Genomic DNA, 12,213 nt, shown 5'->3' with positions numbered 1-12,213 from the left:
GCAATAATTCTTTCCTCAACCGTTGCCGAAAACGTCTCCAGTCGCTGCTTTGCTGCGCTCTCGTAGCGTCAAAGGTCGAACCTGCTCCAACCTCCGGAACTTTCCAAATCGGGGGGGTACCCTCCCCCAACGTGCGCGTGGCCGATCAGTGATGATTCGGTCATACTAAGAGCCTGCCGGGCACCGCATACTTCCGGCGCAAGTAGTCGCTCCATTTAAGGCCTTGCGCCGGCGCGCACTTTTGGGGCATAGGAAATGGCTTACGATGAACCGACTTCGCTGGTTTGTGTTGGCGCTATTGTTAACGCTGCTGGTTGCCTCGTCAGCCCGGGCTTGGCTTTTTGGCGGGCACATGACGACGGCCGCCATCGCCTATGACACGCTCCAGCAACAAAACCCGCAAGCCTTGGCCGCCGCCGTGGCGTTGCTCAAGCAGCATCCACAATTCGACACCATGTGGGCCAAGCAATTGGAGAAAGTGAATCCGGACGATCGCGACCAAGCCCTCTTTATGTTGGCGGCCCGCTGGGCAGACGATATCCGCGGCAACCCGGACTATAACCATCCCAACTGGCACTACATCGACTATCCTTACAAACCGCCCGGCCAGCCAGATTCGGTGGAAACCGCCGATCCCAAAGATCCAAACATTGAAACGGCCTTTCGCGCGAATGTTGACATTGTGAAGGGCACGGGAACTCCTGCCGAAAAGGCCGTGGCGTTGTGTTGGATCATGCACTTGGTGGGCGATTGCCATCAACCCTTGCATGCGTCAAGCCTGTTCAGCACAGACTATCCCAGCGGCGATCAAGGCGGCAACAAGCAATTCGTTCGTGCCAAACCCGATGGCGAGCCACTGAAGCTGCATTTCTTTTGGGACAGTGTTGTCGGCAATTCCAACGATACGCGCGATATTCGCAAATTGGCGATCGAGTTGCGCAACAAGTACCCGCAAACCGAGCTCGATCCTAAACCCGAAAATGTTTCCCCCGCTGATTTCGCCACTTGGGTTCAGGAAAGTTTTGAATTGGCCAAAACAGTGGTCTATGCAGGGGGGCAACTTAAATCCAGCCCTCATAAAGACGACGCGCCCGTGCTTCCAGACGATTACATCCAAGAGGCCAAAAAGTTGGGTGACCAACGCGTGACATTGGCCGGCTACCGTATGGCCGACATTATCGGCAAGCTATTTCCACAATGACGCGGCCCGGGAATGGCCTTCGGCGGTGGAGTGCCGCCGATCTTTACGGCGCACTTTAGCGCCAGCGAAACAATCGCAGCGCCAGAGCGAAGCTCACAATGGCCCATGCGGCCATAATGCCAATCGCTCCAATTTGCGATGTCAGCGTGGCCCCTTCGAGCATGACCGCCCTCAGCGAGTTGATCAGCGGAGTCAGTGGCAGCGCCTTGATGAACGGCTGCATTGCCTCGGGAAATCGGTCCGACGAAAAGAAAATGCCCGACAAAATCCACATCGGAATTTGCACCAGGTTCATCAATCCAAAAATGGCATCCTGGGTTTTAACGCGGCTGGCCAGCAACAGCCCAATGCCAAAGAACATGACGGAACCCAACACAATTAACAGCGCCAGCGTCACCGGGCTGCCGCGGTTGGGTACGCCGAATGCATATTCCGCAAAAATGAGCAAAATCAGGGCCTGAACCACGGAAAAAATGAAGCGGCTGGACATCACCGAAATCAAGAACTGCCATTTTTTCATCGGCGTGGCCAAAAACCGTTTGAGCAGTTTTCGAATCCGCATTTCCACGGTCACAAAGCCGACGCCCCACATCCCGCCCCCCAGCAAATTCACGCCCAACAGTCCGGGCACCAAAAAATCAATGTACCGGCCCCCCGGTTCGTCGACGTTGACGGAGCTAATTTCCGCAGCGTCGCGCCGGCCGGCGGCACGCTGCAAGGCATCGTCCACGGCATTGCGGGCCAACACGCTTTGCGGGCGCGTGGGGTCCAGGCGGTATTCATAATGCGGCACCGCTTGATCAGCCTTCTCGGCCACGACCACGATGTCGGTCTTGCCGGTCCGCAAGCGTAGTTGGGCTTGCTCCGGCGAGAAAATTTCGGCTTTGAATTTCTGCGTGTTTGTCGAGGTCGGTTGTTGCGTATCTGTGCCGGATGAAGTCTGCGGCGTGGCAGCCAATGCCTGCAGCGTGGCCGCCGCCTGCGGATTGTCGACAACGTCCACAGCAATTTGTGTGGCCGGTTGATTGCGGAACGCAATGCCCAGCGCAATGGTCACGATGATCGGAAAACCATAAGTCCAAATCCAGGCTTCCGGTTCGCGCGCGAATTCGCGCATCCGGCAGGCAATCATTTGCCCCAGGGGCCAATATCGGCGTGTTATTTGATCAGGCAACATGAAATGGGCACAAATTAAGTGGGCACCGTCTCGTCTTAAGTGGGAACAGTTTCGTCGGCTTCCGTCAAATGGCGGCCGGCAAGTTTGACGAACACATCTTCCAAGCTGGCGTGGCGCGTGGTCAGTCCGGTCAGCTCCCGATGAGTTGCATCCAACCGCTCCAATAATGCGGGCAACGCTACATGGGGCTCGCTAACCGACAGACAAATTCGGTCATCCTCCAGCCGCACCGCGCTCACAGCCGGCAAATCGGCGAACGCTGCTGGCTCAATGTTCCCAGCCTGACTGTCGCCATTGACCGTGAATTCGATGACGTGTTCTCCGCCCAGGCTGGCGATCAATTCCCGGGGCGTTCCCAGGGCAATCACACGGCCGTGGTCGACAATGGCCACCCGGTCACACAGCCGCTCGGCCTCGTCCATGTAATGTGTCGTAAGCAGCACGCTCCGTCCCGCCCGCCGAAAGTTGCGAATGATGTCCCACAGTTGCCGGCGCGATTGCGGATCAAGCCCCGTCGTCGGCTCGTCCAGAAACAACAATTCTGGATCGCCGACCAGCGCGCACGCCACGGCCAGCCGCTGCTGTTGGCCTCCTGACAAATCCCGTACCCAGGCGTTAGCTTTTTCTTCGAGCGAAACTTGGGCCATCGCTGCGTCCGGTTCGATCCCGCGCCGATAGAAGCTGCGAAACAGCGTCAGCGTTTCACGCACCGAAAGTTTTTCCGAGAGCCGCGTTTCCTGGAGCGAGATGCCAATCCGCTGGCGGATTTCGTCGTCGTGTATGCCCCAGCGATAGCCCAATACTTCTACGTCGCCGCTGGTGGCGTCGAGCAAGCCTTCCAAAATTTCGATCGTGGTCGTTTTGCCGGCTCCGTTGGGGCCCAGCAATCCGAAACACTCCCCCTGCTCCACCGCCAGATCGAGCCCGCGCACGGCATCCACTGGTGGCTTGCTGTCGTAACGCTTGGTCAGTTGTTGGCAGTGAATGGCGAGCATGGGGTGGCTGAGGCACCGACGTGGTAGCGGGTTGTCGGCCGTAAGCACTCTGTTAGTGTTCAACCGTGCGGTGCGACAAGTTTACCGGGAACAACCTGAATGGGAATGGGCTCAACACCGGCTGTAGAGGAATGGAGCGATAAAAAAACCCGAAAACCCAACAGATGCTTTCGCAAAAAATCCTTCGAGAATTGTGCCACTACCTTTGCTATGATGCTTCCTTTTGACAGTCTTTCCTTGCAATGCGATCTCCAGCCATGAACCACCAACCATGCACCGTCCCCCTGCATTCTAATCGATATTGTTCGTCGCTTTCCCCCCGTCGATTTATCCCTCTTCTCTTTTGACTAAAATAAAGCCAGGCTCAGTCCATCAACTTCTGCCACACCACAGCCCGCCATGTTTATCGGCCCTGTTTTTACTCGTGAATTGGTAACCGCCCCGCGGCAGTTGCGGTTTTATGCCGCACCAGCGGTGTACGTAGCTGGGCTGTTAGTGCTGATGTGCACGGCGTGGCTATTGCTGATGGGCATACAGCACGTACGCAACGTGGGTGATATGGCCCGATTCGGCGTGGCATTGTTTCAGTTTTTAGCGCCGCTGCAGTTGGTGTTGGCGATCTTTTTTTCCGCGATGGCCTCGGCCAGTGCCGTGGCACAGGAAAAAGATCGCCGAACGCTGGAATTACTGCTGCTGACGAATTTATCGAACTCGGAATTGGTGTTGGGCAAGTTGCTGGCCAGTTTGCTCAGCATGCTGATGCTGCTGGCGGCGAGCGTACCATTTTTCATGCTCACGGCGCTGTTTGGCGGCGTTTCGTTTGGGCAGATCGGTCGCGTGTTCGTGGTGACGCTCATCAGCGCGCTGGCCGCAGGCAGTATTGGTTCGACAATCGCATTGTGGCGCGAAAAAACATTTCAAACCTTGGCGCTCACGGCGCTGCTATTAGCCATTTTAGCCGGCTGGGAAGTGATCGTGGCCAGTGGCGCGTTGCACGGTCAATGGCAGGGGGTGCCACTGGAGCGATGGGCCACAGGGCTGAGCCCGGGGCAGGCGCTCTTGGCAGCGGCCAGACCGCAGATTGCAACGGGTGAATCGTTGCCGTGTTTCGGCTCCGCCTATCGGCTGTTTGTGATGGTGACCGCGGTTTTTGCAGTCGGCGTGAACTTGTTTGCGATGGCGCGCGTGCGGGTATGGAACCCTTCCCGTGAAGTGCGGCCGCGTTTGGAAGAGACCGATGATTTTCGCACATCGCCATCACCCCAGCCTTCCTCCATCGAAGGAGTGAGAGTTGCACACGCGGCAACAGCTCGTTCCGTACACGCAGCGGCGGGACAAGCCCGGCGTGTGTGGGACAACCCGGTGTTGTGGCGTGAAGTGTGCACCTGGGCCTACGGTCGCAAAGTGATTGGTGTGCGAATCATCTATCTGGCATTATTTGCGGCCACCGTGTGGGGCGTAATGGCGACATTGAAAATAGGGGCTGCGGGAGCGACGGGATTGCCCATCGTGTTGTTGCCGCTACTAGTGTTGAGCTTGGTGTTGATCAATGCATTGGCGGTCTCATCGATCACCTCAGAGCGAGATCTGGGCGCGCTGGACTTGCTGTTGGTCACCGATATCACCCCGCCGGAATTCATCCTGGGAAAGCTCGGCGGCGTGTTTTACGTGGCAAAAGAAATTTTTGTGCTTCCATTGGCACTGTGCCTTTATCTGTGGTGGGCCGGGGCATTGTCGCTGGAATCGCTGGTGTATGTGGTAACGGGCATCGCGCTAATGGACGGGTTTGTGGCTACCCTGGGCATTCACTGCGGTTTGGCCTACACGAACAGCCGCACCGCGGTGGCGGTGAGCTTGGGGACCGTGTTTTTCTTATTCATCGGCGTGGCCACGTGTATGCGGATTATGGTTTCGTTCAGCGGCTCGTACGAGCTGCAACTGGCGCCGTTTTTAGCATTTATGATCGGCGGCAGCGCAGGACTGTTTGCGGCCCTCGGAGCGCGAAATCCGTCGCAGGCAATCGGCCTGGCGTCGTTCTTATTGCCGGTGCTCACGTTCGTGGCCATCACCGGCTTTTTGCAAGGAGAAACGTTGGGCGTGTTTCTGATCGTGGCGTTTACTTACGGCCTGACCACGACGGCGATGTTGGTGCCGGCAATCTCAGAGTTTGACGTGGCCACAGGCAGAACGATAGACTGACGAGAGAAATTCGAAGCACGAAACTCGAATAGCAATTTTCAAACTTTACTTGTGATAACCCAGCGATTTCACTACGCCCAGCATTTCATCGTAGGTGATGAAGCGGCGACGGTGCGCCAACTTGTAGTGGTCGACCGCCAGCGCCAATTCGCGCGCTTCCGGCGACAAACCTTCATGACTGTTGGTGAACTGACGGCGTTCGCCAGTGGCCGGCGCGGCGTCAGCTTCGTAATTGCGGCGATCGACAAAACTCGAAACGGAAGAATCGGCAAAAGCGCTCATACTGGCGGCTCCAAGAATGCATTGTCCGCGCGCCCAGGGATGTTTGCGGTGCACACGCCTGCCCGCCTGATGGGACGCACTACCCACCAAAACTTAGGTTGCCACGAGAATGATGCAAACTCGCGCAAGCAGGAACAGTTTGGACCGGTTGTGAGGGTAGTAAGGGTAAGAAATGGGCTTCAGCGGAATGCGCCGCGACAACTTAGGGATAGATCGTATTGACCGGACGGGAAGCCACTTCGATTTGCTCCCGGAGCGCTCGGCTGGGGGCGTGATTCGGGTCCAACGACAGAGCTTGCGAGAGCGAGCGGTCGGCCTCTTGCTGTCGGCCGGCCGCTAATTGCGATTCGCCCAGGCGGTAAAACAATTCCGGCGTGGGGGCTCCGTGATCCAGCGCTACGGCGAATGCTTCGGCGGCATCGCCGGGGCGGCCCAAGGCCTCCAAAGCCAGGCCCTTCAGATACAACACGTCTTGCGGTTCCTCGTTGGGACCGTAGGTTTCGCACAAACTGGTGAGAGTCGATAGCGCACGCTGGGGGCGATTCAACTGGCGATACAATTCGGCGGTTTGCAACAGCAGTTGTCGATCGTCATGGCAAAATTCCAAGGCCCTGTCGAAATCGGCCAAGGCCTGTTCGTACTGCCCGCCAGCCTGTTCGGCACGGCCGCGCAGGGCCCAGGCGGAGGAATTGTCGGGAGTTAAATCGAGCGTTTGGTCGGCCATGCGGAGAGCTTCGCTCGATTTGCCAATGGCCAAGTCCATCTCGCCCAGGCGAACCGCTAACTGCGGATCATCCGGGGCCAGCGTAACCGCTTTTGCCAATTGCTGCAGAGCTTGCTCGCGCTGGCCGGCTTGCCATAGCGCCTCGGCATATTGGCGGCGGGCTTCGATATCGGTGGGGCAAGTTTTAACCGCCTGGCTTAAGAGCGATTCGGCCGAGGTAATGTCGCCGTGTTCCATGGCATTTATGCCGCGCTCCGAAAGCTGTCGCGATTCTGCCACCGGCTTTGCTACCGGCTCATGCGGATGAAACATTTGACATCCGCCTAGGCAGAAGGAAATCGTCATCGGCAGCGCGCAGCATGTACGGGCCAGCACCGATTGGCGATGAGCGAACTCAGGACGGCGGCGGCGAAATGACATCGCGATGCCACACTACGATAAGAGCCGTGTGGATCTGACAGGTTCAATTGACGCAAAGTAACTGCGCAAAAACGGCGGGAAATGATAGCGTTTTGGAGTCCTCCTCTCAACAGCTATCCAGACCTCTAAGAACCGGATACGATGAGTGCTAGCGTTTTGGTTCCGCTATGGATGAATCCTAGCGCGCCGGAGAAGCCTCTTAGTTGGCACTTTCCTTTCGACTTACGTGACTGCAGTATTCGATAAGTTCGGAATTCGCTTCCAATATCCGGAAAATTGGACGTTGGAGGCCGACAACACTGCGCCGGGAAGGCAGAGCGTTAGCGTGTACAGCCCCGGAGGTGCATTTTGGACGGTGATGCTGCACCCGCCAGATACGGACGCCTCGGAATTAGCAAGCACGGCCTTAGTGGCCATGCAGAACGAATACGACGAGTTGGATAGCGAGCCCGTTCAGGAGGAAATCAGCCGAATGGGGCTCATTGGGTTTGATCTGAATTTTTACTGCCTCGATTTGACCAATACCGCTTGGATTCGCGCCGGTTCAAATTATTCGGCCACCTTTCTGGTAATCTGCCAGGCGGAAGATCGGGAATTTGAAGAAGTTTCTGGCGTGTTTCAGGCGATGACCGCCAGCCTGCTAGCGGCGGCGGCCCCAGCACCCTGAAAGATCGAGCAGCCGTCTACGAACAATTGTGCAGACGAGCAGATGGCGCAAGCATGCGCCAGCGAGAGGGGCATTTGCAACATGTCCGCCCGTATCGTTTGTTCGAAAAATTCAAACAAAAAGGGCCCAGCCGGCGGTGCGCGTTTCGCCGACTGGGCCCTTGAACGTGAAAAGCGGCATGCCCAATTTCGGGCTCTTGATGTCGCCAAATGTCGACGACGCGCCTAAGATTCACGATACTCCTTGTCGCTTGATTTCGCGGTTTGGCCCGGAAACTTGTACGGGCAAGTTCCCGGACCAACTGGGTCAAACAGGAGCGAGTGGTAATACAGCACAGAGCGTGCCGAGTGCGGTACGGGATTGATAGATCTTTAGAGATTTTATCCGAAGTGCCAAAAAAAGCTGGATCTGACTGCGAAAATGAATCCGCCGCCAGCAGATTTTTTCATTTCCTCTCCGCAAAGTCTCCACTAGATGGACCCCGGCGTTGTAAGCTTTACAAACATGTCGAAGCCAAAAGTGCGGGCCTCCGCAATGAAAGAACCACCTTTTATTTGAAGAAATGAGACTTTCCACTTGCGCATTCGACGTATATTAGCAAAGTGATTGGGCAGACTTGAGAGCGCCCTTTTGGGCGGTATAATCCGGAATGTCTGTTTACAGGCTGGGCTGCGATTGCCCCTAAGCGGCTAAAGAGATTTAGTCATACGAGCCAGGAAACTTCGTGCTGTGGGGCGATGAGGCTAACCAAACAAGCTGGGTTGGTCGCGCAGCACGCTGGGGCCTGCTCTCAGATTTTGAGGAGTTGGCATTTATGGCCACTGTTATGCGAGAATCATGCGTGAGCGAGATTGGTGAAACGGCCGGCAAAGTTTGGCACGTGCTGGACGTCAAAGGACCGCAAACCGTCGCCAAATTGGTGAAAGAACTGGACGACATCCCCCGTGATGTCATCATGCAAGGCCTGGGATGGTTGGCGCGCGAAGACAAGTTGGAAATTGAAGAAGAGGGCCGTACTAAAACCGTGTCGTTGAAGGCCAACTGATTCAGCGGCAGAATCACAGCCGATGCTTCGGGCCCCCGCTGGGGTTTAGAGTCAATCACAACCAGGTGTTGTCTGGTTCCGTCGTTTTATCGGGCCACGGGCGAAACACCGTTGGGCATGGATACACTTAATGGCGCCGGCACCGATTGACGGGCACGCGCGATTCGTCGGTTTTGGACGGTGGCAGCACGCATTTCGTCGCGGGCTTGCAGCCACATCTCGGCGTGCGGACAGTTGCGAATTTGCTCAAACCAGGGTCCGCCGCTGGTCCAATGGATCAGTTTGGTGGCGGCATCCATGGTGTCGAGTGTGTTCCAGGTTTTCGACAAGTCGCCAATCTGGTTGTCAGGAATATCTTGGAAGCGATGCAGATAAGCGCCGGTTGCCGTTTCAACAACATCTTTGCTCCACAGCGTTAGCTTTTCGCAATTCATCAGCATCATGCTGGACCAGTTTTTGCGCGGATAAGTGGTTTGCACTGCGCCGTACATTTTAACCGCACTGGTGGGCTGATAATCGTGCTTGACCACGCGCAATGTCAAGCCAGTCATGTCGAGTTCGGCAATTTCACGGATATCAGAGAGGCAAAGCATGCCATGATCCAAGAATAACGCCGTGCCTTGGTAGCGGCACAAATTGGGCACAAGGAATCTGGAATACGTAAATTCCGTAGTGGCCAGCGGATCGTGCGCCCGGTTTAGCCGCAATTCGGGCAGCTTGAGATAGCGGATATCGAGCGGAATCGAAGCATGCTTGCGAAGGCTATACGCCAGCACATCGGCGGGCTCGGGAAAGCGGGAATCCCAACCTATAAAAATGCGGAACATGTTTTATTCCTCATCGAAAAAACAGGCTGATTCGATCTGCATCATCACAGTTCTATGCAATCGCGATTCCAAAAAATTTTACGACAGGCAGGCCGGTGAGTGTTCAAGGGAGAGTCCGCCGTAATACTGGGGAAATCGATGCCTGCCCGTTATCTAATGTTTTCGGATCGTATCGATTGGGAAGATAAGGTAATTTCAGCGCTGCTACCATACTGGTGATTCCACAAGCACATTCACATTTCGTTGACGCTGTCAACGGCAGCCGTCCGATGGCTGAAATCAGTTAGTTTGTGACGTATGTCGCTGGAGAGATGGGTAATGTGGAGTTATTATAAGAAGGCGGTTCGGCGCGTTCCGCCAGAATGGATGGCCCCAGGTATGAAACCTACCATCGTTTCAAGAGGGCCAGACCGTTACGAAATCGGAATCGTATATTCCAACGAAGTACTTTCTCCGTAGCTTCGCGAGACTCAGCCCTTAGGACTAGCGCCGGGTTTAGGCGGTTGATTTGGCCAAGCGCCGTGGCCCAAGCCTTGAGCATCCTTGGGATCCAATCTTGAGGAGCGCAGGTTTTCGCGTTGAATCGCTTCGTAAACTTCCTGACGATGAACCGGAATTTCCGTGGGCGCGTTGATTCCCAGGCGCACTTTATCGCCGCGGATGTCGACGATGGTGACAACTATGTTGTCGCCAATGATGATGCTTTCGTCGCGCTGTCTCGACAAAACAAGCATCGCGGACTCCTTCCTTCAATTGATGAGATCCGGTTTGGGTAGTTCGGATCTGCGGTTAGCGGCGAGTGGTTCAGGGGTGGTGTTACAATGACGAAAAAGTCTCCGACAACTTAATCACGCGTTAGCATTGCTCACGCAGTTTTACGCAGCTCAACGGTTTCACCGACGAGTTGATATTGCAGGGGCAGCTCGCCGTTGGTGATAACTTGCCGTCCTAAACGTCGCTGGAGATTGATGACCAGCGGCGCTTTTAAATTCAAGGTGATTCCATGTTCGTTCTTGCCTACAATGGCCAGGACTTGTGCCTCGCGAACTTCGGCCAGCTCCAGCGGAGCCAATTCTCCGCGGGAAATACGCACTTGATATTCCGGAACAAATCGGCGGGGGCACACTACGGCCAGAGCAATCTCTGGAGACAAAGAATTTTGCAACCATCCTAGGGCGTCGTTTTCTGCGTCGGCCAACAACACCCAATGGCGGCAATTCTCCAAGCCGAGTAAACCCGCAGGAAAATGCAGCAAATCGTTCGGTTCAATTTCCACGTAGCCGAATCGGCTGGTATCAATTTTCATGTCGGACCTCCTGTCACTTCATGAAACGCCAATCCAAAGCGATTGAATGTCAGAAAACAGCCCCTAGGCGTTGGTCGGAGAGGTGCTACCGTAGCAGCGTTTGTCCCGCCAATGCCTAGATCGAATTCGAGTGTTCAAAGGCTTTGGGAAGCACTTCACTGCGATTTTCCGCCGCAGTTTCCGCATGCTTCATCTGCTACATCGGCTAGCATGGCGCAGCAGGGAGAGAAAAACCGGGCATCGTGGCAACTTAACGGACGTGGCGATTATGTGCCGTATACGCAATTTGCAACTGTGACGCAATCGCTGCGGCTGGGAATGAAAACGCAAATCCAACGATCAACTAGTTAAGGCAACGGAATCGATTGAATTCCTTTTAAGCCCGACAGGAGCCTAAATGCTGAAATTGCTGATGCAACAAGAGATCAGAAACAAGGGGGCTTTCGGGGATCACAGTTAATCTAAAAAAACAGCAGTTTCGTTCTGCTATGCGGCACTTTTCCGTAAAAAAACCGGCTGCGGCAGGCTCCGAGTAACGCTAGACCATGCTGTATATGCTTTTACATGTAAAACCAACAATGCACTTTTTCGTTGCACTGTCTGATTTTAGCGGTTATTATGGCGTGAGCAAGTTTCTAGGGGTGATCTCGCCGGACAGGGAAGAGCAGAGTTGAAGGCAACGCGGGTTTGGTTCGTTGCAGTGCATAGGTGAGTGTTTCGGGGACTCTGCAAATTCTATTTCTTCCCAAGCAACGGGCGAGGGACCACAATGCGCGATTCGAGCAATCGGCTACAAAAATTTCTAGTTTGGGGATGTGCGGCGAGTGCCATGGTGGGTTTTTATCAATCGGCCAAGGCTTCCACCTATTTAATCGACGCGACCTATGCAGGAACGGAAGGCGCACCCTACACCAGCCCCGGCGGTACCAGCTATGCCGCCGCGTACAATACGATAACAGACGCTTTGGGTAGTACTGCGTCCCATCGGGAGCTTCGGCGAGTAACCCAAATATCATTTTTATCGCTCACGGGACCTACAATACCGCGAGCGCCACTGGTGTTTCGCTTTCCTACAGCAAAAACAACATTGCTTTGATCGGGACGACAGGCAATCCGAAGGACGTGGTGATTACCTCCACACTCGATGCAGCATATAACCCAGGTAGCGGTGCCATAGGAACTACAGGCAGCGCGACACTGCAACTCAAAGGCAACAATGTCAGTGCCGATGACCCCCTTCCCGAAAACTGATCCAGGGAATATGAGAGAATCCAGCCGGCCCATTGGGCCGGAAAGGATTCGCGATGAAGAAGCGACATGGTGCGGAGCAGATCGTAGGTCTTTTGCGTCAAGCGGATGTGGCCTTGGGG

12 protein-coding genes are annotated in these 12,213 nt (G+C 55.2%); 4 read left to right on the top strand and 8 right to left on the bottom strand.

Going from position 1 to position 12,213, the window contains the following annotated elements:
• Positions 1 to 265: 265 nt before the first annotated feature.
• Positions 266 to 1,201 carry a S1/P1 nuclease gene (locus tag VMJ32_07075; GenBank protein ID HTQ38772.1) on the top strand — a complete coding sequence of 312 codons (936 nt, stop codon included), beginning with the start codon at positions 266 to 268 and terminating at the stop codon, positions 1,199 to 1,201.
• A gap of 55 nt (positions 1,202 to 1,256) precedes the next feature.
• Here VMJ32_07075 and VMJ32_07070 read toward each other — a convergent pair whose 3' ends face one another.
• Together VMJ32_07070 and VMJ32_07065 are read right to left on the bottom strand one after the other, a co-directional pair.
• Positions 1,257 to 2,378, bottom strand: a complete 1,122-nt coding sequence (locus VMJ32_07070) for an ABC transporter permease (protein ID HTQ38771.1) — start codon at positions 2,376 to 2,378, stop codon at positions 1,257 to 1,259.
• Positions 2,379 to 2,413: 35 nt separating this feature from the next.
• Positions 2,414 to 3,373 (bottom strand): ABC transporter ATP-binding protein, encoded by a 960-nt coding sequence (locus tag VMJ32_07065; protein ID HTQ38770.1) that lies wholly within the window; start codon positions 3,371 to 3,373, stop codon positions 2,414 to 2,416.
• 399 nt (positions 3,374 to 3,772) lie between these two features.
• On the opposite strand from VMJ32_07065, the gene VMJ32_07060 reads away from it, so the two are divergent.
• The gene (locus tag VMJ32_07060) at positions 3,773 to 5,572 is read left to right on the top strand and encodes an ABC transporter permease subunit (GenBank protein ID HTQ38769.1); all 1,800 of its coding nucleotides are present in this window, start codon (positions 3,773 to 3,775) and stop codon (positions 5,570 to 5,572) included.
• Positions 5,573 to 5,617: 45 nt separating this feature from the next.
• Here VMJ32_07060 and VMJ32_07055 read toward each other — a convergent pair whose 3' ends face one another.
• Both VMJ32_07055 and VMJ32_07050 read right to left on the bottom strand, forming a co-directional pair.
• Complete coding sequence (locus VMJ32_07055; GenBank protein HTQ38768.1) at positions 5,618 to 5,854, bottom strand: hypothetical protein; 237 nt, start codon at positions 5,852 to 5,854, stop codon at positions 5,618 to 5,620.
• Positions 5,855 to 6,056: 202 nt separating this feature from the next.
• Positions 6,057 to 6,890: a tetratricopeptide repeat protein gene (locus VMJ32_07050; protein HTQ38767.1), complete on the bottom strand. Its 834-nt coding sequence runs from the start codon at positions 6,888 to 6,890 to the stop codon at positions 6,057 to 6,059.
• Between the two features lie 334 nt (positions 6,891 to 7,224).
• Here VMJ32_07050 and VMJ32_07045 point away from each other — a divergent pair, with 334 nt between their 5' ends.
• Together VMJ32_07045 and VMJ32_07040 are read left to right on the top strand one after the other, a co-directional pair.
• The gene (locus VMJ32_07045; GenBank protein ID HTQ38766.1) at positions 7,225 to 7,665 is read left to right on the top strand and encodes a hypothetical protein; all 441 of its coding nucleotides are present in this window, start codon (positions 7,225 to 7,227) and stop codon (positions 7,663 to 7,665) included.
• 814 nt (positions 7,666 to 8,479) lie between these two features.
• Positions 8,480 to 8,710 (top strand): winged helix-turn-helix domain-containing protein, encoded by a 231-nt coding sequence (locus VMJ32_07040; protein ID HTQ38765.1) that lies wholly within the window; start codon positions 8,480 to 8,482, stop codon positions 8,708 to 8,710.
• Positions 8,711 to 8,796: 86 nt separating this feature from the next.
• Here VMJ32_07040 and VMJ32_07035 read toward each other — a convergent pair whose 3' ends face one another.
• From VMJ32_07035 to VMJ32_07020, 4 genes are all read right to left on the bottom strand, one after another.
• The gene (locus tag VMJ32_07035) at positions 8,797 to 9,537 is read right to left on the bottom strand and encodes a hypothetical protein (protein ID HTQ38764.1); all 741 of its coding nucleotides are present in this window, start codon (positions 9,535 to 9,537) and stop codon (positions 8,797 to 8,799) included.
• Positions 9,538 to 10,007: 470 nt separating this feature from the next.
• Positions 10,008 to 10,271, bottom strand: coding sequence for a carbon storage regulator CsrA (gene csrA, locus VMJ32_07030; protein HTQ38763.1), 264 nt, complete (start codon positions 10,269 to 10,271; stop codon positions 10,008 to 10,010).
• 131 nt (positions 10,272 to 10,402) lie between these two features.
• Positions 10,403 to 10,843, bottom strand: coding sequence for a flagellar assembly protein FliW (gene fliW, locus VMJ32_07025; protein HTQ38762.1), 441 nt, complete (start codon positions 10,841 to 10,843; stop codon positions 10,403 to 10,405).
• 1,070 nt (positions 10,844 to 11,913) lie between these two features.
• The coding region (locus tag VMJ32_07020; protein HTQ38761.1) for a hypothetical protein at positions 11,914 to 12,213 on the bottom strand (300 nt) is incomplete at its 5' end.

The organism is Pirellulales bacterium (assembly GCA_035499655.1).
GTDB lineage: Bacteria > Planctomycetota > Planctomycetia > Pirellulales > JADZDJ01 > DATJYL01.
Note: the sequence above shows the minus strand (reverse complement) of the source record. Positions and strands in the feature narration are given on the sequence as shown.

Excerpts from the sequence above, each read along its gene's own strand:
- VMJ32_07075 (HTQ38772.1), top strand. The coding sequence starts at position 266 with ATGAACCGACTTCGCTGGTTTGTGTTGGCGCTATTGTTAACGCTGCTG.
- VMJ32_07070 (HTQ38771.1), bottom strand. The coding sequence starts at position 2,378 with ATGTTGCCTGATCAAATAACACGCCGATATTGGCCCCTGGGGCAAATG.
- VMJ32_07065 (HTQ38770.1), bottom strand. The coding sequence starts at position 3,373 with ATGCTCGCCATTCACTGCCAACAACTGACCAAGCGTTACGACAGCAAG.
- VMJ32_07060 (HTQ38769.1), top strand. The coding sequence starts at position 3,773 with ATGTTTATCGGCCCTGTTTTTACTCGTGAATTGGTAACCGCCCCGCGG.
- VMJ32_07055 (HTQ38768.1), bottom strand. The coding sequence starts at position 5,854 with ATGAGCGCTTTTGCCGATTCTTCCGTTTCGAGTTTTGTCGATCGCCGC.
- VMJ32_07050 (HTQ38767.1), bottom strand. The coding sequence starts at position 6,890 with ATGTTTCATCCGCATGAGCCGGTAGCAAAGCCGGTGGCAGAATCGCGA.
- VMJ32_07040 (HTQ38765.1), top strand. The coding sequence starts at position 8,480 with ATGGCCACTGTTATGCGAGAATCATGCGTGAGCGAGATTGGTGAAACG.
- VMJ32_07035 (HTQ38764.1), bottom strand. The coding sequence starts at position 9,537 with ATGTTCCGCATTTTTATAGGTTGGGATTCCCGCTTTCCCGAGCCCGCC.
- csrA (HTQ38763.1), bottom strand. The coding sequence starts at position 10,271 with ATGCTTGTTTTGTCGAGACAGCGCGACGAAAGCATCATCATTGGCGAC.
- fliW (HTQ38762.1), bottom strand. The coding sequence starts at position 10,843 with ATGAAAATTGATACCAGCCGATTCGGCTACGTGGAAATTGAACCGAAC.